We start from the raw sequence: 23325 nt of genomic DNA on the forward strand, positions 1-23325 counted from the left end.
GACCATGTCCGGCATCCCTCTCGGAGTCCTCGACCTCCTCCCGGTCCCGTCCGGCTCCACCGCCGCCGAGGCGCTGCGCAACACCATCGATCTGGCCCGGCAGACCGAGCGTTTCGGCTACACCCGCTACTGGTTCGCCGAGCACCACCTCAACCCGGGCGTGGCCGGGGCCTCTCCCGCCGTCGTACTGGCCCTGACCGCCTCCGCGACCTCCACGATCAGGATCGGGTCAGGGGCCGTACAGCTCGGCCACCGCACGGCCCTGTCCACGGTCGAGGAGTTCGGCCTGGTCGACGCCCTGCACCCGGGACGTCTGGACCTGGGCCTCGGCCGCTCGGGCGGCCGCCCCTCCGGGCGGACGGCGAGCTCGCGCCCGACCACGACCCCCGTCTTCGACGGGCGCGCCCCCAACGGCCTGAAGATCCCCCCGCGATTCTCCTTCGAGCACCTGATCGACTCCCCTCGCTTCCGGCTCCAGCAGCAGTTGCTGCACCAGCCCGGCGCCCGCCCCCAGGACTACGGCGAGCAGGTCGACGACATCCTCGCGCTCCTGCGCGGCGACTACCGCTCGGCGGACGGGACCGAGGCGCACGCCGTCCCGGGCGAGGGCGCGGACGTGGAGGTCTGGATCCTCGGCAGCAGCGGCGGACAGAGCGCCGACGTCGCCGGCCGCAACGGCCTGCGCTTCGCCGCCAACTACCACGTGAGCCCCGCCACGGTGCTGGAGGCCGCCGAGGGCTACCGCGCCGCCTTCCAGCCCTCCGACGACCTCGACAAGCCCTACGTCAGCGTCTCCGCCGACGTCGTCGTCGCCGAGGACGACGCGACGGCCCGCGAACTGGCCACCGGCTACGGCCCGTGGGTCCGCAGCATCCGTACCGCCGAGGGCGCCATCCCCTTCCCGACCCCGGACGAGGCCCGCGCCCACGCCTGGACCGAGGCGGACCGCGCCCTGGTGGCCGACCGCGTCGACACCCAGTTCGTCGGCTCACCCGGCCGCGTCGCGGACCAGCTGGAACAACTGCAGGAGGCCACCGGCGCCGACGAACTGATCGTCACCACCCTCACCCACGACCACATCGACCGAGTCCGCTCCTACCGACTCCTGGCAGAGGAGTGGCAACGCCGATGAGCTGATCGCGGTCCGGGGCCTCCGGCGGCGTGGCTTGTTTCGTGAGGGTATCGATCGCGATCCCGCGCGCGTCCCCAACAGACCCGGAGCGGTTCAGGTCGTCCGAGGCGGAGCAGTCGTTGAGAAGGCACCTGCGTCGGAAGGCTGCGCGATCGCGGGCGCGCGCCGGAGCTCTGACCGCGGATGAGCACCCCGGCGGAGTCCTGCACGGGCCCCAGGTCCGCAGCCCTTCGCCCACGACTCTGCGGCCGATGGGGGAGGCGGACACGGGACAACGGGCCTTGTTCCGTGGGTTCTTGCCACAGGCCGCACGTCGACGATCAGTGTTAACGCTCACAAGACCTCTCGAAACTCCTTGGCTGTGAGCGCGCCTCTCGCAACAAGAACGAGTAACAGCCGCACGAGCCCTTGAGTTACAACTCTGTTAGCGCTCACAATGTGTCGCGCTGACCGGCTTCCCGGTCGTCGGGAGCAGGCGCTTCACCCTGCCGCCCGCCCGGCTCAACCAACCCTGCGCACCTCCCCGCGCCCGCCCGCCTCAAGGCTCGGCCGGTACGACGCACGTCCCGAGAGGAACCACGACATGGCCCACAGAACCCTCCGCATCATCGCCGCCGCCGCCCTGGCAGGCAGCGTGTTGACCGCCTGCACCACCGAGCCCGCGCCGACCGGTACCACCGGCGGCACCGGCAAGGGCTCCTCCGACGGCAAGCTGGTGCTCGGGTTCGCGCAGGTAGGAGCCGAGAGCGGCTGGCGCACCGCCAACACCAAGTCCGTGCGCGACGCGGCCGAGAAGGCCGGCATCACGCTCAAGTTCTCCGACGCGCAGCAGAAGCAGGAGAACCAGATCAAGGCCATCCGCACCTTCATCCAGCAGAAGGTCGACATCATCGCCTTCTCGCCGGTGGTGGAGTCCGGCTGGGACACCGTCCTGAAGGAGGCCAAGAACGCCGGCATCCCGGTGATCCTCACCGACCGCGCGGTCGACTCGCAGGACACCTCCCTCTACCGGACCTTCCTCGGCTCCGACTTCGTCAAGGAGGGGCAAGAGGCCGGCAAGTGGCTCGTGAAGGAGTACGAGGGAACCTCCGAGACGGTCAACGTCGTCGAGCTCCAGGGCACCACGGGATCCGCCCCCGCCAACGACCGCAAGGCGGGCTTCGCCGAGGCGATCAAGGGCGACCCCAAGTTCAAGGTCGTCGCCTCCCAGACGGGTGACTTCACCCGCGCCAAGGGCAAGGAGGTCATGCAGGCCTTCCTCAAGTCCCACGAGGACATCGACGTCCTGTACGCCCACAACGACGACATGGCCCTGGGCGCCATCCAGGCCATCGAGGAGGCTGGCAAGAAGCCGGGCACCGACATCAAGGTGATCTCCGTCGACGGCATCAAGGACGCCTTCGTCGCCATGCAGGCGAAGAAGATCAACGTCGTGGTCGAGTGCAACCCGCTCCTCGGCGACCAGTTGATGGAACTCGCCAAGAAGGTCGCGGCGGGGGAGGACGTCCCGCGACGGGTCGAGACCAAGGAGGGCGTCTTCACGCAGGACCAGGCCGCGGCCGCCCTGCCCGGCCGCCAGTACTGACCCACCGCCCGCACGCGCCGGGGACCGCCCTCGCGCCGCCCCCGGACGCCTCAGGAGAGGAGGGCGGATGGCAGCCCCACCCACCCCCCGCACACCCACCCCCACCGGCCGGCCCGTCCTGGAGGCCCGTGGCATCCGCAAGGCCTTCCCCGGCGTCCTCGCCCTCGACGGCGTGGACCTGCGCCTCTTCCCCGGCGAGGTCCACGCGTTGATGGGCGAGAACGGCGCCGGCAAGTCCACCCTCATCAAGGTGCTCACCGGAGTCCACCCGCCCGACGCGGGAACCGTCGCCGTCGACGGAGACCACCGGCGATTCTCCGAACCCCTGGAGGCCCAGCACGCCGGAATCAGCACGGTCTACCAGGAGGTGAACCTCTGCCCCAACCTCTCCGTCGCCGAGAACATCCTCATCGGCCGTGAGCCCCGGCGCCTGGGACTCGTCCACTGGGCGGCCCTCCACCGGCGCGCGGAGCAGCTCATCACCGAGCTGGAACTCGGCCTCGACGTCCGTATGCCGCTGAGCGCGCACTCCATCGCCGTCCAGCAGCTCGTCGCGATCGTGCGCGCCGTGGACATCAAGGCGAAGGTCCTCGTCCTTGACGAGCCGACCTCCAGCCTCGACCGGGAGGAAGTCGCCCAGCTGTTCACGCTGGTGCGCCGGCTCCGCGACCGGGGCGTCGCGATCCTCTTCGTGACCCACTTCCTCGACCAGGTCTTCGACCTGTGCGACCGGGTCACGGTCCTGCGCAACGGCCGCCTCGAAGGCGAGTACCGGATCGACGAGCTGACGCCCGTCACCCTCGTCCACCGCATGGTCGGCGGCGAGCTGCGCAGCCTGGACGAACTCGCCGAGACGTCCCGGACCGGCACCGTCACCACCTCAGGACCCGCGGACGTCCCCTTCCTGAGCGCCCGCGGACTCGCCAGGACCGGGTCCATCCAGCCGTACGACCTCGACATCCACCGCGGGGAGGTCATCGGCCTGGCCGGGCTCCTCGGATCCGGACGTACGGAGGCGGCCCGGCTGCTCTTCGGCGCCGACCACGCCGACGGGGGCGAGCTGCGGATCGACGGCGACCACACCGTCCTGCGCTCCCCGCGCACCGCCATCGCGCACAAGATCGCCTTCTGCTCGGAGAACCGCAAGGCGGAGGGCCTGATCGGCGAACTCACCGTCCGCGAGAACATCGTGCTCGCCCTGCAAGCCGCACGGGGCTGGACCAGACCCCTCTCCCGCGCCCGGCAGGACGAGATCGCCGCTCGGTGGATCGAGGTCCTCGACATCCGCCCGGCCGCCCCCGAGGCGCAGGTCCGCAACCTCAGCGGCGGCAACCAGCAGAAGGTGCTGCTCGCCCGGTGGCTGCTGACCGATCCCGAGCTGCTGATCCTGGACGAACCCACGCGGGGCATCGACATCGGCGCGAAGACGGAGATCCAGCGGCTGGTGACGCGCCTCGCCGCCGAGGGCCCAGCGGTCCTCTACATCTCCGCCGAACTCGAGGAAGTCCTGCGGCTGAGCCACCGGGTCGGCGTCCTGCGCGACCACCGTCTCGTCGCCACCCTCCCGAACGACGACACCCTGACGCCCGACCGGATCCTGGGCGCCATCGCCACCGGAGCAACCTCATGACACCACCTGACGACACCGGCGCCGGGGCGCGCCCGGCCAGGGCGCCGGGCACCCGGCGGCTCACCGGGCACCGCCTGTTCTGGCCCGCCGCCGTCCTCGGCGCCCTGCTGCTCGGGAACGTCGCGCTCACCCACGACTTCCTCGCCGTCCGTGTCCAGAACGGACACCTGTACGGCAGCCCCGTCGACATCCTCCAGTTCGGCGCCCCGCTGATCCTCGTGTCGCTCGGCATGACGCTGGTCATCGCGACCCGGGGCATCGACCTCTCGGTCGGCTCGACGGTCGCCATCTCCGGCGCCCTGGCGTGCGAGCACATCGCCACGGCGAAAGACCCCGGAAGCCTGTCCACCGTCATCACGGCGGTCGCGGTGGCGATCGGGGTGGCCGCCGCGATCGGACTGCTGAACGGCTTCCTCGTCGCCCGGCTCGGCGTCCAGCCCATCGTCGCCACGCTGGTCCTCATGGTCGCCGGGCGCGGCGTGGCCCAGCTCATCACCGACGGCCAGATCATCAGCGTGTCCAGCGGCGCCTACAAGATGATCGGCGGTGGCTACTGGCTCACCCTCCCCTTCGCCGTCCTGCTCGCCGCCGCCCTCGTCGCCGCGACCTCCCTCGTCACCCGGCGGACCGCGCTCGGCATGCTCATCGAATCGGTGGGCGGCAACCCCGTGGCCAGCCGCCTCGTCGGCGTCCGGGCAGCCGGGCTGCTGGTCACCGTCTACGTCGTCAGCGCGGTGTGCGCCGCGGTGGCCGGACTGATGATCAGCTCCAACGTGTCCAGCGCCGACGGCAACAACGCGGGCCTGTGGATCGAGCTGGACGCGATCCTCGCCGTGGTCATCGGCGGCACCGCTCTCACCGGCGGCCGGTTCTCCCTCGGCGGGACGGTCCTGGGCGCACTGATCATCCAGACCCTCTCGACCACGATCTACACCCTCGGCGTACCGCCCGAGACCACCCTCGTGTTCAAGGCCCTGGTCGTCATCGTCGTATGTCTCGTCCAGTCGCCCGCTTTCCGCGCGCGGCTCTCACGCAGTCGCCGACCGGCCGCTCCGGACCAGGCTCCCGCAGCCGGGGACGTCGCGGCCCGCCGGCAGGAGGTCCACCCGTGAGCACCACCCTCAGCTCCCTCGCCAAGCCGCTCCACCGGTTCTCGGTACGGCATGCCACCCGACTGCCGCTCATGGTGACGGCCACCCTGCTGGTCGCGATGTTCTCGGTCGGCTCCCTGCAGTACGAAGGCTTCTTCTCCGCGCAGGTCCTGCTCAACGTACTGATCGACAACGGATTCCTGCTCGTCGTGGCCATCGGCATGACCTTCGTCATCCTCACCGGCGGGATCGACCTGTCCGTCGGCTCCATGGTGGCCCTGTCGACCATGCTGACGGCCTGGCTCGTCGAACAGAACGGCCTGCCGCTCGCCCTCGCGGTACCCGTCGTCCTGCTCGTGGGAGCCGGCGGAGGCGCGCTGATGGGCTGGGTGATCCACGCCTTCGAGATCCAGCCCTTCATCGTCACCCTCGCGGGCATGTTCCTCGCCCGCGGCCTCTGCTACATGATCAGCACCGAGTCCGTCTCCCTCACCGACCCGACGACCACACGGATCGCCCAGACCCGGGTGCTCCTGCCCGGCGGCCTGTTCGTGTCGCCCGCCGTGGTCGTCGCCCTGGTGGTGCTGGCGCTCGCCTTCGTCGTCCTGCACCACACCCGCTTCGGCCGCACCGTCTACGCCCTGGGCGGCAACGAGTCCTCGGCCCGCCTCATGGGCCTGCCCGTGGGACGCACCAAGGTCGCGGTGTACGCAGTGAGCGGTCTGTGCTCCGCCCTCGGCGGCCTGCTGCTGACCTTCTACATGCTGTCTGGCTACGCCCTGCACGCCGTCGGCATGGAACTCGACGCCATCGCGGCCGCCGTCATCGGGGGAACGCTGCTGACCGGGGGCTCCGGCTTCGTTCTGGGAACGGCGCTGGGCGTGACGGTCCTCGGTCTGATCCAGACCGTCATCAGCTTCCAGGGCACGCTCAGCTCGTGGTGGACGCGCATCGTCATCGGCGGCCTGCTGTTCGTCTTCATCCTCCTGCAACGGCTCTTCGGCGGAACCCGCCCGGCGGAATGACCACCCCCTGCCGTACCGCCCGCGCGACGACCGCGCCCGGAACGGGGGCCAGGGCCCCCTTGCCCCCGTTCCGGGCGGCACCACCCCACTCCGGACAAGGAACCCCATGAACCCGGACCCACCCGCCCCCACCGGAGTACCACCGGTCTGCCGGCCCTGCCCGGAGTCCGGAGAACGCTCGACCTTCGGCTTTCCCGGGGGACTCACGGCAGTGGTGCACACCCGCGGCGCCCGCCTCCACGGACTGCCGTGCGGACACGTGGACACGGCTGTGCCCGCCGGTTCCTCCGCCGGCGGGCACAGCCGTGTCCGGAGTGGCGTCAGGCGCCTGCCCTGCGCTTGTTCCACACGTCGAAGCCGACCGCCGCGAGCAGCACCAGGCCCTTGATGACCTGCTGCCAGTCGGTACCCACCCCGACGAGGTTCATGCCGTTGTTGAGCACGCCGAGGACCAGGCCGCCGATGATGGCTCCCAGGACGGTTCCGATGCCACCGCTCATCGACGCTCCGCCGATGAACGCGGCGGCGATGGCCTCCAGTTCGAAGTTCACGCCCGCCTTCGGCGAGGCCGCGTTGAAGCGGGCCGCGAAGACGAGTCCGGCGAGCGCCGCGAGCATTCCCATGTTCAGGAACACCGCGAAGGTCACCTTCCTGTCCTTGACCCCGGAGAGCTTCGCGGCGGGCAGGTTCCCTCCGATCGCGTACACGTGGCGGCCGATCACCGCGTTGCGCATGACGTATCCGAAGGCCACGAGCAGCGCGGCCAGGATCAGCAGGACGACCGGGGCGCCCTTGTAGCTGGCGAGCAGCAGGGTGGTGGCCAGGACGGCGGCGACCAGCGCCGTCGTCTTGAGCGCGAACAGGCCGGTGGGGAGCGTCTCCAGGGCGAACTCCCGCTGCCGACGACGGTCCCGGAACTCCTGGACGACCACGTAGGCGACCAGTCCCAGGCCGAGGAGCAGGGTCAGGTTGTGGTAGTTGGTCTTCGGCCCCACCTCGGGCAGGAAGCCGTTGGCGACCTTCTGCAGTCCGTCCGGGAACGGGCCGAGGGTCTGCCCCTTGAGGAAGATCTCGGTGAGCCCGCGGAACAGCAGCATGCCGGCGAGCGTCACGATGAACGACGGTATGCCGACGTACGCGATGAAGAATCCCTGGAGAGCGCCGGCGACGGCTCCGAGCAGCAGGGTGAGGAGCACCGCCACGGGCCAGGACACATGGTGCTCGACCATGAGCACGGCTCCGATGCCACCGACCAGTGCCATGAGGGAGCCCACCGACAGGTCGATGTGCCCCGAGATGATGACGATCATCATCCCGATGGCCAGGATGAGGATGTAGCTGTTCTGCAGCACCAGGTTGGAGACGTTGCGCGGCAGCAGGAGGTCGCCGCCGGTCCAGATCTGGAAGAGGAGCACGATCAGGCCGAGTGCGAAGAGCATCCCGTACTGGCGCATGTTCCGCCGGACTCCGTCCAGGAGCACCCGGCCCACCGGTGTCCCGGTGGGCGAGGACCCGCTGTCAGGGGCCGCCGGGACGGTCGATTTCGTGCTGGCGTCGGTGCTCATGCCTGGTGTCCTTCGTCGGAGGCGGCGCCTGCGGGGAGCGCGGATGGTGCGGATGGTGTGGTGGACGCGGCGGTGTCCTGCGTCATGTGCCGCATCAGGACTTCCTGGGTGGCTTCCTCGCCGCCGACCTCGCCGGTCAGCCGTCCGGCGGCCATCGTGTAGACGCGGTCGCACATGCCGAGGAGTTCGGGCAGCTCGGAGGAGATGAAGAGAATCGCCTTGCCCTCGGCGGCGAGCCGGTCGATCACGGTGTAGATCTCGTACTTGGCTCCCACGTCGACCCCGCGCGTGGGCTCGTCGAGGACGAGGACGTCCGGTCCCGCGAGGATCCACTTGCTGAGCACGACCTTCTGCTGGTTGCCGCCGGAGAGACGGCCGACCGGTTCGAGGACGTTCGGAGCCTTGATGCCCATGGTCCGCCGGAACCGCTCGGCCACCCTGCGTTCCTCGTGCCCGTCGACGAGCCCGCGGCGGGCGAGGGCGCCGAGGGACGCGAGCGAGATGTTCCGGCTCACGGAGTCCCCGAGGTCGAGACCGTAGTGCTTGCGGTCCTCGGTGACGTACGCGATGCCGTGGGCGACCGCCTCGGGGACGGTGTGCGTCCGTACCTCCCGGCCGTCCCTGAGCACCGTGCCGCGCTCGTAGCGGCCGTAGGAGCGCCCGAAGACGCTCATGGCGAGTTCGGTCCGGCCGGCCCCCATGAGTCCCGCGACCCCGACGATCTCACCCCGGCGGACCTGGAGCGAGACCCCGTCCACCACCTTGCGGCCTCGGTCGAGCGGGTGGCGCACGGTCCAGTCCCGGATCTCCAGGGCGGGCGCGGCGTCGGCCGCGCCCTCGTACCGGGTGCGCTCGGGGAAGCGGCTGTCGAGGTTCCGTCCCACCATGCCGCGGATGATGCGTTCCTCCGTGGTGGCCGGGTCCCTGACGTCGAGGGTCTCGATGGAGCGCCCGTCGCGCAGGATCGTGACGGAGTCGGCGATCCGGGCGATCTCGTTCAGCTTGTGCGAGATGATGATCGACGTGATGCCCTGGCCCTTCAACTCCCGCATGAGGCGCAGCAGCTTCGCGCTGTCCTCGTCGTTGAGCGCCGCAGTCGGCTCGTCGAGGATCAGCAGGCGGACGTCCTTCGCCAGCGCCTTGGCGATCTCCACGAGCTGCTGCTTGCCGACACCGATGTCGGCGACCCGGGTCTCGGGGTGTTCGTCGAGGCCGACCCGGCCGAGCAGTTCGGACGCACGGCGCAGCGCCTCGTGCCAGTCGATGATCCCGCGCCGGGACGGTTCGTTGCCCAGGAAGATGTTCTCGGCGATCGACAGGTAGGGGACGAGTGCGAGCTCCTGGTGGATGATGACGATGCCGCGTCGCTCGCTCGCCCGGATGTCCTTGAAACGGCACGGCTCGCCGTCGAAGAGGATCTCGCCCTCGTAGCTGCCGTGCGGGTGGACGCCGGAGAGGACCTTCATGAGGGTCGACTTGCCGGCACCGTTCTCCCCGCACAGGGCGTGCACCTCGCCGCGTTCCACGGACAGGCTGACATCGGAGAGTGCCCTGACTCCGGGGAAGGACTTGACGATGGAACGCATCTCGAGGACGGGGCCGGCCGGGGGCGGGGAGGGGACGCCGGGGGAGCGGGGCGGGGCGGGGGGCATCACAGGGCGCCGGCGTCGATGTAGCCGGAGTCCACCAGGACCTTGCGGTAGTTCGACTTGTCGACGCTGACCGGGTCCAGGAGGAAGGCCGGAACCACCTTCTTGCCGTTGTCGTACGTGGTGTCGTCGTTGATCTCCGGCTTCTTGCCGTCGAGGACTGCGGTCACCATGTCGGCGGCGACCTGCGCGAGCGCGCGCGTGTCCTTGTAGACGGTCTGCGTCTGCTCGCCCGCGATGATCGATTTCACCGAGGCGACTTCCGCGTCCTGTCCGGTGACGATCGGAAGCGGCTTGGCGGCGCTCCCGTAGTCGTCCGACTTCAGGGCGGACAGGATGCCGATGGAGATGCCGTCGTAGGGGGAGAGGACGGCGTCGACCCGGGCCGTGGCGTACGCGGAGGTCAGCAGGTCGTCCATGCGCTTCTGGGCCGTACCGCCGTCCCATCGCAGCGTGGTGACCTGGTTGAGCTGGGTCTGCTGGGAGCGTACGACCAATTGCTTCTTGTCCAGGTACGGCTTCAGCACCTTCATCGCGCCGTTGAAGAAGTACTTGGTGTTGTTGTCGTCGTTGGACCCGGCGAACAGCTCGACGTTGAAGGGGCCCTGCTTCGCGCCGGCCTTCAGGCCGAGCTTCTCGACGATGTACGTGGCCTGGAGTTCGCCGACCTTCTCGTTGTCGAAGGAGGCGTAGTAGTCGATGTGCGGGGAGCCCAGGATGAGCCGGTCGTAGGAGATCACGGGGATGTGGGCGTCCGCCGCCTGCTGGAGGACGTTGGAGAGGGCCTCGCCGTTGATGGCGGCCACGACCAGGGCGTCGACGCCCTGGGTGATCATGTTCTCGATCTGGGCGACCTGCTGGTCGGGGTCGTCCTCGCCGTACTGCAGAGTCGTGGAGAATCCGGCCTTCTTCAGGCTCGCGGTCATGTTCTTGCCGTCGGCGATCCACCTCTCGGAGGACTTGGTGGGCATCGCGATGCCGATGGTGAGGTCCTTCTTGTCCTTCGCCTCCTGGCTGCCCCCCTCGCTGTTCTGCCCGCAGGCGGTCAGCAGCAGGGCACAGCCGGTGGCCACGGCCAGGAGGGCGGATGCGGAACGGAACTTCTTCATGGGGGATACCCATCCCGTCGTCGAGGGCGGCTCCGACCGGGGCGGGCTCGACGGCAGCGCGTGTCCTCGCACCACCGGGACGGCGCCGTTCCGGTTGGGGGCCAGGGTGTCGACACCCTGGTCGAGCTAGATTGTTAGCGCTCACAACGTCGTGGTACAAGAGGCGATAAGGTTTTTCTCGCATCGATACACAGCCGTGAGCACGGAGAGGGGAGGCGAACGTGGCGCAGTCCGCGGAAGACGTCCGCCCGCCGACGATGGCCGACGTCGCGCGAGAGGCGGGGGTCTCCCACCAGACCGTCTCCAGGGTGCTGAGCGGTCACCCCAACGTGCGCGCGGCCACCCGTGACCAGGTCACCCTGGCCATCGAGCGGCTCGGCTACCGCCGCAACTCCGCCGCACGCGCCCTGGTGACGCGCCGCACGAGGACGCTGGGCGTCATCGCCGTCAACACCGCCCTGTACGGCCCCGCCAGCACCCTGACCGGCCTGGAGGAGGCGGCCCGGGAGCAGGGCTACCTCGTCTCGACCGTCAGCCTGCGCACCGGCGCGGGGCAGGGTCTCAAGGACGCCATCGACCATCTCGCGTCCTGGGGCGTGGAGGGCGTCGTGGCCATCACCCCGCAACGCTCGCACGTGCAGGCGCTCGCCGAACTCGAGGCGCCCTTCCCCGTGGTCACGGTGGAAGGAGGTCATCAGCTCGATCTGCCCGGCGTCTCCCTCGACCAGGAGCTCGGCGCCCGCATGGTCACCGAGCACCTGCTCGCCGCCGGGCACCGCACCGTCTGGCACGTGGCGGGTCCCGAGGACTGGCTGGAGAGCGAGGCCCGCACCGCGGGATGGCGCGCCGTCCTGGAGGAGAACGGCATGGACCCTCCGCGCGTACTGGCGGGGGACTGGAGCCCGCTGTCCGGGTACCGGGCGGGACAGGAGCTCGCCGGCCTCGCCCTGGCCCGCCGCGGGGCGACACCGGTGACAGCCGTCTTCGTCGCCAACGACCAGATGGCGCTCGGTGTCCTGCGGGCGCTGCGCGAGGGCGGGATCCGCACCCCCGGGCAGGTCGCCGTCGCCGGCTTCGACGACATCCCGGAGGCCGAGTACTTCCCGCCGCCGCTGACGACGGTCCGCCAGGACTTCGCCGCCATCGGGCGCCGCAGCATCGGGCTCCTGGTGGACCACATCGAGGGCCGCGCCCGGAAGGCCGAGCACCTTCTGGTGCAACCGCAGCTCATCATGCGCGCGAGCACACGACCTTCGAACGAGGCCTGACGCGGCGGCAGGCTCGCGCGGTCGCCTCCCGGCCGTCGTCGCGCGGGCCTGCCGCCGGCAGGCGGTGAGTGCCGGAGGTTCCGCGCGCCGGTCCGCCAACGCGCCGGCCGGTTCGAGCGCTGATCCGCCGGCAGGCGACCGGGCCGTCCGTTCGCCGGGCCGTCCGTTCGCCGGTTCGCTCATGCCCCCGTCCGGCCACGCGCAGGCCCGCCCGCGCGAGCGCCCCCCGGGCCGCTCCGCCCACTCCCGTCGGCCGCCCCATGTCCCGCAGGGTCGGGTCACGGCGCCGGACTGCCCCTGTGACAGCGAAGTGAGCGCTCACTTCCAGAGCTCCATCTCCCGACGATTGTTTGCGCCAGAACCGCATCAAACTCTTGTTCAACCCAAGTGTGAGCGTTAACAATCGGGATGCCCTCCTGGCCCCTGCTCATGACGAGAGAGACACATCGTGACCCCTCACGCCCTTTCCGGCACCGCAGCCCGACACCACCCCGAGGCCTGCACCATCGGAGTCGACTTCGGCACCCTCTCCGGGCGTGCCGTCGTCGTCCGGGTCCGGGACGGCGCAGAACTCGGTTCGGCGGTCCACGCGTACCGCCACGCCGTCATCGAGGACCGTCTTCCCCTCACCGCGGCCCCGCTGCCCCCCGACTGGGCGCTCCAGCACCCCGAGGACTGGCGCGACGTCCTGCGCACCGCCGTTCCGGCGGCGCTCGCCGACGCCGGAGTCGACGCGGCCCACGTGATCGGGATCGCCACCGATTTCACCGCCTGCACGGTCCTGCCGACCACCCCGGACGGCACCCCGCTCGCCCTGACGCCCGAGTGGGCGGACCGCCCGCACGCCTGGCCCAAACTCTGGAAGCACCACGCGGCCCAGGGGCAGGCCGACCGCATCAACGCCCTCGCTCACGCCCGCGGCGAGAAGTGGATCGCACGGTACGGCGGCAAGATCTCCTCCGAATGGCAGTACGCCAAGGCCCTCCAGGTCCTGGAGGAGGACCCGGCCGTCTACGCCGCCTGCGCCCGCTGGATCGAGGCGGCCGACTGGATCGTCTGGCAGCTGACCGGCGCCGAGTCCCGCAACACCTGCACCGCCGGCTACAAGGGCATCCACCAGGACGGTGCCTACCCCTCGGCCGGATTCCTCGCCGAACTCCACCCGGAATTCGCCGACTTCGCCGCCACGCGCCTGGAGCACCCGCTCTCACCCCTGGGCTCCCGGGCCGGCGGACTGAGCGGTCGGGCCGCGCGCTGGACCGGGCTCCCCGAAGGCATCGCCGTCGCGGTCGGCAACGTCGACGCCCACGTGGCCGCACCCGCGGCGGGCGCCGTGGAGAACGGCCGGATGCTCGCCATCATGGGCACGTCCACCTGCCACGTACTCAACGGCGACACCCTCGCCGAAGTCCCCGGCATCTGCGGGGTCGTCGACGGCGGCATAGTCGAGGGCGCCTATGGCTACGAGGCCGGCCAGAGCGCGGTCGGCGACATCTTCGCCTGGTGGCTCCGGCAGGGAGTCCCGGACCACTACCGCGCCGAGGCCGAGGCATCGGGCGAGGACCTGCACCAGCTCCTGACCCGCAAGGCCGCCGGCCAGCCGGTCGGCGCGCACGGCCTGGTCGCCCTCGACTGGATGAACGGCAACCGCTCCACGCTGGTCGACCACCGCCTCTCGGGCGTCATCGCCGGCCTCACCCTCGACACCCGGCCCGAAGACGTCTACCTGGCCCTGCTCGAATCCACCGCCTACGGCACCCGGGTGATCGTCGAGACCTTCGAGAGCGGCGGGATACCCGTCGAGGAGTTCATCGTCACCGGAGGCCTGCGGAAGAACGCGCTGCTCCTGCAGATCTACGCCGACGTGCTGCGCCGCCCCGTCTCCGTCGGCACCTCCGAACAAGGGCCGGCGCTCGGCTCGGCCATCCACGCCGCCGTCGCCGCGGGCGCCTACCCCGACGTCCGCTCCGCCGCCTCCGTCATGGGCAGCGTGCAGCGCCACGCGTACCTGCCCGACCCGGCACGCGCGGACGCCTACGACGCGCTGTTCGGCGAGTACCGCGCCCTGCACGAGCACTTCGGCACCGGCGCGGACCTCCTCCTGCACCGCCTGCGACGCATCCGCAACACCGCACGCCTCGCCACCACCGGCTGACCGGCACGCCTCCCTCCCTGAGTGACCGGCACGCCCCCACTGACTGACCGGGGCGCCTGCCCGCTCCCGGCCACCACCGGCCCGACTTCTCCGCCCCCGCACCTCCGAGGAGCACATCCGACATGACGCTTGCCCAGCCCGACCGCGAGATCTGGTTTCTCACCGGCAGCCAGTCCCTCTACGGCGACGAGACCCTGGCTCAGGTCGCCGACCAGGCCCGCACCCTGTGCCACACCCTCGCAGACCAGCCCCAGATGACCGTCCGCCTGGTGTGGAAGCCGGTCCTCACCGACGCGGCCGCCATCCGCGCGCTCTGCCTGGAGGCCAATGCCGACGACCGGTGCATCGGTCTGATCGCCTGGATGCACACCTTCTCCCCGGCCAAGATGTGGATCGCCGGCCTCGACGCCCTGAGCAAGCCCCTGCTGCACCTGCACACCCAGGCCAACCGTCGACTGCCCTGGTCCACCATCGACATGGACTTCATGAACCTGAACCAGGCCGCCCACGGCGACCGCGAGTTCGGCTTCGTCCAGACCCGCCTCGGCGTCCCGCGCAAGACCGTGGCCGGCCACGTCTCGACCCCCGAGGTCGTCGACCGCATCGCCGGATGGGCCCGCGCCGCCGTCGGCCGCGCCGAGCTCACCACCCTCAGGCTCGCCAGGTTCGGCGACAACATGCGCGACGTCGCCGTCACCGAGGGCGACAAGGTCGAGGCGCAACTGCGGTTCGGGGTCTCGGTCAACACGTACGGCGTCAACGACCTCGTCGCCGCGGTCGACGCCGCCCCCGAGGACTCCGTCACCGCCCTCGTCAAGGAGTACGAGGACCTCTACGCCCTCGCGCCCGAGCTGCGGCCAGGTGGTGAGCGCCACGACTCCCTGCGCTACGCCGCCCGCGTCGAAGCCGGTCTGCGTACCTTCCTCACGGAAGGCGGGTTCCGCGCCTTCACCACCAACTTCGAGGACCTGGGGGGCCTGCGTCAGCTGCCCGGGCTCGCCGTGCAGCGCCTGATGGCGGACGGCTACGGCTTCGGCGGCGAAGGCGACTGGAAGACCTCCACCCTGCTGCGCACGCTGAAGGCGATGGCCCACGGCCTGCCCGGCGGCACCTCCTTCATGGAGGACTACACCTACGACCTCACGCCGGGTCAGGAACTCATCCTCGGCGCCCACATGCTCGAGGTCTGCCCCTCGCTCACGTCGGCCACGCCCACCTGCGAGATCCATCCGCTCGGCATCGGGGGACGCGAGGACCCGGTCCGCCTCGTCTTCGACGCGGATCCCGGTCCGGCCGTCGTCGTCGGTCTCGCCGACATGGGCGACCGTTTCCGCCTCGTCGCCAACCACATCGATGTCGTCACCCCGCCCGAGCCGCTGCCCAAGCTCCCTGTCGCCCGAGCCGTCTGGCGCCCTCGTCCCGACCTGCGTACCTCCACCGAGGCCTGGCTGACGGCCGGAGCACCGCACCACACCGTCCTGACCACCGCCCTCGGTGGCGAGGAGCTCGACGACCTCGCCGAGATGCTGCGGACCGAACTCGCCGTCATCGACGAGGACACCACCGTCCGGCGCTTCACGCGCGAGCTGCGCTGGAACCAGGCCTACCACCGTCTGGCCCAGAGCCTGTGAGTACCTCCCTCACCCCATCCACGCCCGCGAGGACGGAGCCCTCCGTGACCACTGCCGTTTCCAAGGAACTGCGCCGGGAGGTACTGGAGGCCAACCTCCGCATCCCCCGTGCGGGTCTGGCCACGCTCACCTGGGGCAACGTGAGCGGCGTGGACCGGGAGGCCGGCGTCTTCGTCATCAAGCCCTCGGGAGTGGCCTACGACGTGCTGAGCGAGGACGACCTGGTCGTCGTCTCCCTGTCCGACGGGCGCGTCGTGGAAGGCCACCTGCGACCGTCCACCGACACGGAGACGCACCGGAGCCTCTACCTGGCCTTCCCCTCCATCGGAGGCGTGACCCACACGCACTCCACCCACGCCGTCGCCTTCGCCCAGGCCCGGCGTCCGATACCGGTGCTCGGCACGACCCACGCGGACACGTTCAACGGGCCCGTCCCGGTCACCGCGGCCCTGACCCCCCAGCAGTGCGCCACGGACTACGAGTACCACACCGGTCAGGTCATCGTGGACCTGCTCGACCGTGACGACACCCGGGCCGGGGAGGTCCCCGGAGCCCTGGTCGCCCACCACGGTCCCTTCACCTGGGGCGCCGATGCCACCGCGTCCCTTGAGCACGCGATCATTTGCGAGGCGGTGGCCGAGATGGCCCTCCACACCATCGCCCTGGGCACGGTCGAGCCCCCGCAACACGTCCTTGACCGCCACTTCACGCGCAAGCACGGCCCCGATGCCTACTACGGCAACCCTCCCTCCGCCTGACAGCACAGCGGGGAGCCGGGATCATCCTGGCTCCCCGCGACCTGCCGAGGCGGTGGGGCCGGCGGCATGACCCGCCGGAGCCGGCGGCCTCGACCCCCGACCGCGATGGAGCCTCCGCGACTGGTGCCACATCCCGGCCACAGGCGCGTCCGCTCGATGCCTGACGTCGTTGGAGGAAACTCCAGATTCCCGTGCTCGCGTGCGTCGATCGGGTGGGAGGGATTGACGATGCGGGGGACACTTTCTACATTCCGTGGGACGCGGAAATTGGTTTCCGCATCATGGATTCCCTCATGGGTCGGACCTGCTCCCTCAGCTCCGGCGGGTGGGCGACGACTCCGTCGTCCGCCAGGGTCGTCCCAGCGTCACCGCGCTCGTCCCGCAGCTCGGTCGTCGTTCCCGGGCCCGAAGCCACAGCCAGATGTGGAGGGACAGCAGGTGGAACGTCGGATGTCGGTCGAGTCGAGGACGTCACGTCACCCCGTCGACGAGGTGCTGCCGCCTGGTCGGATGGCGACCGTCGCGCTCCAGCACGTCGCCAGCATGTACGCCGGGGTGGCCGCTCCGCCCCTGATCATCGGAGCTGCGGTGGGCCTCACCGCGGCCCAGCTCACCACCCTGCTCGCAGCCAGCCTGGTCATCGCCGGCGTCGCGACCCTCCTGCAGACCCTGGGTGTCTGGCGGATCGGTTCGCGACTTCCCTTCGTCAACGGTGTCTCCTTCGCGGTCGTCTCGCCGATCCTCGCGGTGGTCGAGGCTGAGAAGGGCGCCGCGCTGCCGCTGATCTTCGGGTCCACCATCGTCGCGGGTCTCTTCTGTTTCCTGCTGGCACCGGTCTTCTGCCGGCTCGTCAGGTTCTTCCCGCCGGTGGTCAGCGGCACGGTGATCGCGCTGATCGGGATCTCCCTGCTCCCGGTGGCCGGAAACTGGGCGCAGGGTGGCAACTCCGGCGCGGAGGACTACGGTTCGCTGGTCAATCTGAGCCTCGCGGGGTTCACCCTGATCGCCGTGCTGCTCTTCAACCACTTCCTGCGTGGCTTCCTGCAGCGGATCTCGATCCTGCTCGGTCTGCTCGTCGGCACTCTCGCTGCGATCCCGTTCGGCAAGGTCGACGTACACGTGCTCAGCAGCCTGCCGGTCTTCGAGCTGCCGAACCCGTTCGCCTTTGGGGCGCCGCGCTTCGAGGTGGCCTCGATCATTGCCATGCTGGTGGTGATGTTGGTCTCGATGACCGAGTCCACCGCCGACATGATCGCGCTCGGCGAGGTCGTGGAGCGGAAGGCGGACGACCGTACGATCGCGGGCGGTCTGCGCGCGGACGGTCTGGCGACGGCGTTCGGTGGGGTGTTCAACGGCTTCATCTGCTCGGCCTTCGCGCAGAACATCGGACTGGTGGCGCTGACCAGGATCCGCAGCAGATTCGTGGTCGCGATGGCCGGTGTCTTTCTGGTGGTGATGGGGCTGCTGCCGCCGGTCGGCGCGCTGGTCTCGCTGGTGCCGCAGCCGGTGCTCGGCGGTGCTGGCGTGGTGCTCTTCGGCTCGGTGGCCGTGGCGGGCATGCGCACGCTCGCCCAGGCTGACCTGAGTGCCGGATCGAACGCGATCATTGTGGCGGTCAGCCTGGCGTTCGGAATCTTCCCGATTGCCTTCCCGGACTTCTACCGCGCTTTCCCCGAGCAGCTCGCGACCGTGCTGAGCTCGGGCATCTCTGCGGGCTGCCTGGCGGCGGTCACACTGAACCTGCTCTTCAACCACGTAGGCCGAAGGCGCGACGCCTCGACCGCGCCCGGGCCGGAGGATCCGGCCGGCCACGGGGCGGAGAAGCCGATCGCGGCCCCCGAACAGGTCAAGGGCGCCAGCTGACCTCGGCCGGCAGGTCAGCCCATCGCGTGGGCGTCTGACGACACCAAATCCGCCTTCGCCCGCGTCGGCCGTCCACCGGCAAGAGTGCGCCAGGATTCCGGCCAGGCGGCCCAGGGGGACTCCCAAGTGCCCCGGCCGCCGCCATCGAAATCGGCGCGCGGCTGCCACTCGTCCAGGGGGCGACCTTCACCGTTGCTGATGGTCATGGGCATCGTGCTCATCCCCGTCGCCCTGCAAGACACCGGCTGGGACGGCCTTTCGCAGACCGAGGAGTGCCGGGAAACCCGCCGTCCGCCGACTGCAGCAGACCAGACCACCGCTCTGCGGCGTCCCCACAGTTCTGCCAGAACCCCACCGAGGTGACCCGCTCGTGTCCACAACTCCCTACTCTCCCGCCCAGGCCCGCGCGGCGCGCCTTCGGATGGGGATGACCCTCGAACAAGTCACCACCGAAATAACCACGTTGGGCGTGCCTCTCGGCGCCGATCCGGTGCAGACGCTGCGCGACCGTCGCCTGGCCGGGCAGCTGACCCGGGAACGGCTGGCCCACCGCATCGGGATGGAGATCCACAGGTACGCCGGGACGGAGACCGATCAGTGCTGGAACGACGACCGACGCGAACCGCTGGCCCTGGCAGACGCATTGGGGATGACTCCCGAACACCTGTGGGAGACCATCGGCCAGGTCGCGGAACTCATCCGACTGCTGGCGCAGGCCGTCGAGGGCCGTTGGAGGAGCCAGGTCGCGCCACTCGCGAAACTCGCCGAGGTCGACGAACAGCGGACACAGCGTGCGCTACGAGTGCTGCGCCGGGAGTACACGCAGATCACCGAGCGCTACATGGGTCATGTGGTGGCCGGCAGCGCAGAGGCAAGGCTGCGGGAGCTCGCCGACGAACGCGTCCGATGGCTGCGCAGATTGCCAGAGCATTTCCGGGAGCTGGTCGGTCACGCCGAAGAGCGCCCACCCACCCCTGCTGCCTCCCGTACGAGCGGCGGGTGCGCCACATCACCCAGGCGGAAGCCCGTAGCCCGTATCAAGCCCGCATCCCTATGACCTGACCAACCGGTGAGCCGCTGACCCCGCCGGCGTCCCGCTTCGGCGGGTCCCGGCGGACGGCGCGCCGCCCGACACAGCTTCACCCCCTCGGCACCCGCAGCCCCCCGGCCGCGGCACTCAAATCCCCTGAGGGTCCTGCCGTGCCCTCCCCGTCATATCCGAAGAAGAAGGACACACCGTCATGGCACCTCCGGCAGCAGCCCAGCGCACCGTGATCGAGAACTGCGCGATCGCGACCGTCGACGCCCAGGACACCGAGTACGCCTCGGGCCACGTCGTCATCGAGGGCAACAGGATCGAGTCGGTCGGCCTGGGCAGGGCCCCCGACAGCCTCACGGACGTGGTGCGGCGCATCGACGCCTCCGGCCACCTCGTCACGCCGGGCCTGATCAACACCCACCACCACTTCTACCAGTGGATCACCCGCGGTCTCGCCACCGACCACAACCTCTTCAACTGGCTCGTCGCCCTCTACCCCACCTGGGCACGCATCGATGAGGAGATGGTGTACGCGGCGGCCCAGGGCTCCCTCGCGATGATGGCCCGCGGCGGCGTCACCACCGCCATGGACCACCACTACGTCTTCCCGCAGGGCTCCGGCGACCTGTCCGGCGCCATCATCCGGGCCGCCTCCGAGATGGGCGTCCGCTTCACTCTCGCCCGCGGCTCCATGGACCGCAGCGTGAAGGACGGCGGTCTGCCGCCGGACTTCGCGGTCGAGACCACCGAGGGTGCCCTCGCCGCCACCGAGGAGACCGTCAGGAAGCACCACGACGCCTCCTTCGACGCGATGACGCAGATCGCCGTCGCCCCCTGTTCCCCCTTCTCCGTCTCCACCGAACTGCTGCGCCAGGGAGCCGAACTCGCCCGCCGTCTCGGAGTGCGGATGCACACCCACGGCTCGGAGACCGTGGAGGAGGAGAAGTTCTGCCACGAACTCTTCGGCATGGGCCCGACGGACTACTTCGAGTCGACGGGCTGGCTCGGCGAGGACGTGTGGATGGCGCACTGCGTCCACATGAACGACTCCGACATCGCCGCCTTCGCCCGGACCAGGACGGGCGTGGCGCACTGCCCGTCGTCCAACGCCCGCCTGGCCGCCGGCATCGCCCGCGTACCCGACATGCTCAAGGCCGGCGTCCCCGTCGGCCTCGGCGTCGACGGCACCGCGTCCAACGAGTCCGGCGAGCTCCACACCGAACTGCGCAACGCGCTGCTCATCAACCGGCTCGGCGCCCATCGCGAGGCCGCGCTCACCGCCCGCCAGGCCCTGCGCCTCGGCACCTACGGCGGCGCTCAGGTCCTCGGCCGCGCCGAACAGACCGGCTCCCTGGAGGCCGGCAAACTCGCCGACCTGGTCCTGTGGAAGCTGGACACCCTCGCCCACGCCTCCATCGCCGACCCGATCACCGCCCTCGTCTTCGGGGCCGCGGCCCCGGTCACCGCGTCGTTCGTCAACGGGCGTCAGATCGTCGAGAACGGGCGACTGCTGACAGCCGACGAGGACGCGATCGCGCGCTCCACCCGGGACGAGGCCCAGCGCCTCGCCCGTACCGCCTCCCGGGGCTGAACCGCGTGGCGGCGATCCACGCCCGGCCGGCCGTGGACCCGAGCGGGGTCCACAAGGCTCTCGATGCGTTGGGGTGGAAGCTCGATGGCAAGGTGGCCGGCGCGAAGGTTGAGGGGGTGGATCCCGCTGCCGTACCCAACCGCTGAAGAGACCGGAAGAGCTGGCCAGGGGGGGGGCACAGGCGCGGGAGAAACTGGGAGTTACGGTACAGAACGCCCCGTGAGCTGATCGGACTGGCGGCAGGCGCCTGGCGGGTGAACGCTGCTCGTACCTGATCAGCGCGAGGGGCGGCTCGACGTATGGCGTTCTCCGCACTCGGCGGAAACGTGTCTTGCGGCAAGCTCGTGGGGCCCCCTTCAGAGCCGATGTAAGGTTAGGCTAACCTCTGCTCCGTGAGAGTTGGTGAAGAGACCTCCGAGGTCCCTCGTTCCCGCGGACATGCCCTGTCGGCGACAGATGTCACCGTGGCGTACGACGGTGTCGACGTCGTCCACGAGGCGTCGTTGACGTTGCGGCCGGGCGAGGTGACCGTCCTGGTCGGCCCCAATGGCAGTGGGAAGTCGACGCTGCTGCGGACCGTCGCGCGGCTGCAGCGGCCCCGGACCGCCGCGCTGGTCATCGACGGCGACACCGACGGACTCGCGCTGAGTCCGCGTGAGTTCTCGCGACACGTGGCCCTGTTGACCCAGGGGCGTCCCACGCCGAGCGGGCTCACCGTGCGGGACGTCGTCGAGTTCGGCCGCTATCCGTACCGGGGCCGCTGGGGCAAGGCCGACCCGGGGGGCCGAGCCGCGGTCGACCGGGCCCTCGCGCTGACCGGCGTCGAGGAGTTCGCCGACCGGGGCGTCGAGCACCTGTCCGGCGGACAGCTCCAGCGGGTGTGGCTCGCCGGCTGCCTCGCCCAGGAGACCGGAGTACTGCTCCTCGACGAACCGACCACCTATCTCGACCTGCGCTACCAGGTCGAACTCCTCGACCTCATGCGCGACCTGGCGGACGACCACGGCATCGCCGTCGGTGCCGTCCTCCACGACCTCGACCAGGCCGCGGCCGTCGGCGACCGGATCGTCCTGCTCCACGCGGGACGCATCGTCGCCGACGGACTCCCCGAAGACGTCCTGACGGCAGAGGGATTGACCGAGACCTACGGCATCCGCATCGACGTCGACCCCGACCCCCTCACCGGCCGCCTGCGCACCCGGGCGATCGGCCGCCACCACACCCGAACCGAAAGGCTCAGCACCCCCTCATGAGACGACACCTCCTCACCGTCGCGGTCCTCGCCACGGCGGCCCTCACCCTGACCGCCTGCGGCACCACCGAGCCCGCCGCCGACGACAAGGCGAAGAAGCCCGCCGAGAAGATCACCGTCACCGACGCCTCCGGCAAGAAGGTCGAGCTCAACGGCCCCGCCAAGAAGGTCGTCGGCACGGAGTGGCACGAGGTCGAGCTCCTGGTCTCGCTGGGCATCGACCCGGTCGGCGTCGCCGACGTCAAGGGCTACAAGACCTGGGACCAGGCCGTCCCGCTGAAGAACGAGCCGAAGGACATCGGCACTCGCGGCGAGCCGAGCATGGACACCATCGCCGCCCTGAAGCCGGACCTGATCGTCGCCAGCACCGATCTGCCGCCGGCCGCCGTCAAGCAGCTGCGCAGCGTCGCGCCGGTGGTGGAGGTCAAGTCCGCGAACGCGGCCGACCCGATCGGGCAGATGACGAAGAACCTCGACCTGCTCGCCCAGGCCACCGGTACCACGGAGAAGGCCGCCCAGCTCAAGAAGACGTTCGAGGCGAAGGTCGAGGAGGGCAAGAAGGCCCTCGCCGGCGCCGGTCTCGCCGGGGCGAAGGTCGCGTTCGCCGACGGCTACGTGGTCTCCAACCAGACGTCCATCCGGCCCTTCACCAGCGGTTCGCTCATCGGCGCCGTGAACGAGAAGCTCGGCCTGAAGAACGATTGGACCGTCAAGGGCGACCCGGCGTACGGCCTCGGCAGCACCGACGTCGAGGGCCTGACCAAGCTGAGCGCCGACGTGCACTTCGCCTACATCGGCAACGACGGCGACAAGAACAGCACCCCGTTCACCGGCGCTCTCGCCAAGGACAAGGTGTGGACCTCGCTGCCGTTCGTGAAGAAGGGCAACGTCCACCGCCTGCCCGACGGCATCTGGATGTTCGGCGGCCCCGAGTCGATGAACAAGTACATCGACTCGATCATCGCCCTGACGAAGCAGTAGG

17 protein-coding genes are annotated in these 23325 nt (G+C 70.2%); 14 read left to right on the top strand and 3 right to left on the bottom strand.

What is annotated here, in order from left to right; all coding sequences use genetic code 11:
- The first annotated feature begins 4 nt into the window (after window positions 1–4).
- From ABZO31_RS31820 to yjfF, 5 genes are all read left to right on the top strand, one after another.
- Window positions 5–1132: an LLM class flavin-dependent oxidoreductase gene (locus ABZO31_RS31820; protein ID WP_406864794.1), complete on the top strand. Its 1128-nt coding sequence runs from the start codon at window positions 5–7 to the stop codon at window positions 1130–1132.
- A 583-nt stretch (window positions 1133–1715) separates the two neighbouring features.
- Window positions 1716–2717 (top strand): ABC transporter substrate-binding protein, encoded by a 1002-nt coding sequence (locus ABZO31_RS31825; protein WP_406864795.1) that lies wholly within the window; start codon window positions 1716–1718, stop codon window positions 2715–2717.
- A gap of 67 nt (window positions 2718–2784) precedes the next feature.
- On the top strand, window positions 2785–4347 hold the full coding sequence (locus ABZO31_RS31830) for a sugar ABC transporter ATP-binding protein (RefSeq protein ID WP_406864796.1): 1563 nt from the start codon (window positions 2785–2787) through the stop codon (window positions 4345–4347).
- Entirely contained in the window at window positions 4344–5459 is a 1116-nt protein-coding gene (locus ABZO31_RS31835; RefSeq protein WP_406864797.1) for an ABC transporter permease, read from the top strand. Before ABZO31_RS31830 ends, ABZO31_RS31835 begins: the two co-directional genes overlap by 4 nt.
- A complete protein-coding gene (yjfF, locus tag ABZO31_RS31840) occupies window positions 5456–6463 on the top strand; it encodes a galactofuranose ABC transporter, permease protein YjfF (protein ID WP_406864798.1) in 1008 nt (335 codons plus the stop codon). Before ABZO31_RS31835 ends, yjfF begins: the two co-directional genes overlap by 4 nt.
- A 320-nt stretch (window positions 6464–6783) precedes the next feature.
- On the opposite strand, the gene mmsB is transcribed toward yjfF, so the two are convergent.
- Genes mmsB through chvE form a run of 3 tightly spaced genes read right to left on the bottom strand, consistent with a single transcriptional unit; the run spans window position 6784 to window position 10786 of the window.
- Entirely contained in the window at window positions 6784–8028 is a 1245-nt protein-coding gene (mmsB, locus tag ABZO31_RS31845; RefSeq protein WP_406864799.1) for a multiple monosaccharide ABC transporter permease, read from the bottom strand.
- Window positions 8025–9680 (bottom strand): multiple monosaccharide ABC transporter ATP-binding protein, encoded by a 1656-nt coding sequence (gene mmsA, locus ABZO31_RS31850; protein ID WP_406864800.1) that lies wholly within the window; start codon window positions 9678–9680, stop codon window positions 8025–8027. The genes mmsB and mmsA overlap by 4 nt, the downstream gene beginning before the upstream one ends.
- Window positions 9680–10786, bottom strand: coding sequence for a multiple monosaccharide ABC transporter substrate-binding protein (gene chvE / locus ABZO31_RS31855; RefSeq protein ID WP_406864801.1), 1107 nt, complete (start codon window positions 10784–10786; stop codon window positions 9680–9682). Before chvE ends, mmsA begins: the two co-directional genes overlap by 1 nt.
- A 221-nt stretch (window positions 10787–11007) precedes the next feature.
- On the opposite strand from chvE, the gene ABZO31_RS31860 reads away from it, so the two are divergent.
- From ABZO31_RS31860 to ABZO31_RS31900, 9 genes are all read left to right on the top strand, one after another.
- A complete protein-coding gene (locus ABZO31_RS31860; protein WP_406864802.1) occupies window positions 11008–12054 on the top strand; it encodes a LacI family DNA-binding transcriptional regulator in 1047 nt (348 codons plus the stop codon).
- Window positions 12055–12502: 448 nt separating this feature from the next.
- Window positions 12503–14209, top strand: coding sequence for a ribulokinase (gene araB / locus ABZO31_RS31865; RefSeq protein WP_406864803.1), 1707 nt, complete (start codon window positions 12503–12505; stop codon window positions 14207–14209).
- Between the two features lie 122 nt (window positions 14210–14331).
- The gene (gene araA, locus ABZO31_RS31870; protein ID WP_406864804.1) at window positions 14332–15840 is read left to right on the top strand and encodes an L-arabinose isomerase; all 1509 of its coding nucleotides are present in this window, start codon (window positions 14332–14334) and stop codon (window positions 15838–15840) included.
- Between the two features lie 44 nt (window positions 15841–15884).
- On the top strand, window positions 15885–16598 hold the full coding sequence (araD, locus tag ABZO31_RS31875; protein WP_406864805.1) for an L-ribulose-5-phosphate 4-epimerase AraD: 714 nt from the start codon (window positions 15885–15887) through the stop codon (window positions 16596–16598).
- 450 nt (window positions 16599–17048) lie between these two features.
- Complete coding sequence (locus ABZO31_RS31880; protein WP_406864806.1) at window positions 17049–18461, top strand: nucleobase:cation symporter-2 family protein; 1413 nt, start codon at window positions 17049–17051, stop codon at window positions 18459–18461.
- A 427-nt stretch (window positions 18462–18888) separates the two neighbouring features.
- Window positions 18889–19518, top strand: coding sequence for a transcriptional regulator (locus ABZO31_RS31885; RefSeq protein WP_406864807.1), 630 nt, complete (start codon window positions 18889–18891; stop codon window positions 19516–19518).
- 184 nt (window positions 19519–19702) lie between these two features.
- The gene (locus ABZO31_RS31890) at window positions 19703–21091 is read left to right on the top strand and encodes an 8-oxoguanine deaminase (protein ID WP_406864808.1); all 1389 of its coding nucleotides are present in this window, start codon (window positions 19703–19705) and stop codon (window positions 21089–21091) included.
- Between the two features lie 392 nt (window positions 21092–21483).
- A complete protein-coding gene (locus tag ABZO31_RS31895) occupies window positions 21484–22344 on the top strand; it encodes an ABC transporter ATP-binding protein (protein WP_406864809.1) in 861 nt (286 codons plus the stop codon).
- Entirely contained in the window at window positions 22341–23324 is a 984-nt protein-coding gene (locus ABZO31_RS31900) for an iron-siderophore ABC transporter substrate-binding protein (RefSeq protein WP_406864810.1), read from the top strand. Before ABZO31_RS31895 ends, ABZO31_RS31900 begins: the two co-directional genes overlap by 4 nt.
- The last annotated feature ends 1 nt before the right edge of the window (window position 23325 follow it).

Origin of the sequence: Streptomyces solicamelliae, assembly GCF_045348655.1 — a bacterium.
In the GTDB taxonomy this organism is placed as follows: domain Bacteria; phylum Actinomycetota; class Actinomycetes; order Streptomycetales; family Streptomycetaceae; genus Streptomyces; species Streptomyces solicamelliae.

Excerpts from the sequence above, each read along its gene's own strand:
- ABZO31_RS31820 (WP_406864794.1), top strand. The coding sequence starts at position 5 with ATGTCCGGCATCCCTCTCGGAGTCCTCGACCTCCTCCCGGTCCCGTCC.
- ABZO31_RS31825 (WP_406864795.1), top strand. The coding sequence starts at position 1,716 with ATGGCCCACAGAACCCTCCGCATCATCGCCGCCGCCGCCCTGGCAGGC.
- ABZO31_RS31830 (WP_406864796.1), top strand. The coding sequence starts at position 2,785 with ATGGCAGCCCCACCCACCCCCCGCACACCCACCCCCACCGGCCGGCCC.
- ABZO31_RS31835 (WP_406864797.1), top strand. The coding sequence starts at position 4,344 with ATGACACCACCTGACGACACCGGCGCCGGGGCGCGCCCGGCCAGGGCG.
- mmsB (WP_406864799.1), bottom strand. The coding sequence starts at position 8,028 with ATGAGCACCGACGCCAGCACGAAATCGACCGTCCCGGCGGCCCCTGAC.
- mmsA (WP_406864800.1), bottom strand. The coding sequence starts at position 9,680 with ATGCCCCCCGCCCCGCCCCGCTCCCCCGGCGTCCCCTCCCCGCCCCCG.
- chvE (WP_406864801.1), bottom strand. The coding sequence starts at position 10,786 with ATGAAGAAGTTCCGTTCCGCATCCGCCCTCCTGGCCGTGGCCACCGGC.
- araA (WP_406864804.1), top strand. The coding sequence starts at position 14,332 with ATGACGCTTGCCCAGCCCGACCGCGAGATCTGGTTTCTCACCGGCAGC.
- ABZO31_RS31880 (WP_406864806.1), top strand. The coding sequence starts at position 17,049 with ATGTCGGTCGAGTCGAGGACGTCACGTCACCCCGTCGACGAGGTGCTG.
- ABZO31_RS31885 (WP_406864807.1), top strand. The coding sequence starts at position 18,889 with ATGACCCTCGAACAAGTCACCACCGAAATAACCACGTTGGGCGTGCCT.
- ABZO31_RS31890 (WP_406864808.1), top strand. The coding sequence starts at position 19,703 with ATGGCACCTCCGGCAGCAGCCCAGCGCACCGTGATCGAGAACTGCGCG.
- ABZO31_RS31900 (WP_406864810.1), top strand. The coding sequence starts at position 22,341 with ATGAGACGACACCTCCTCACCGTCGCGGTCCTCGCCACGGCGGCCCTC.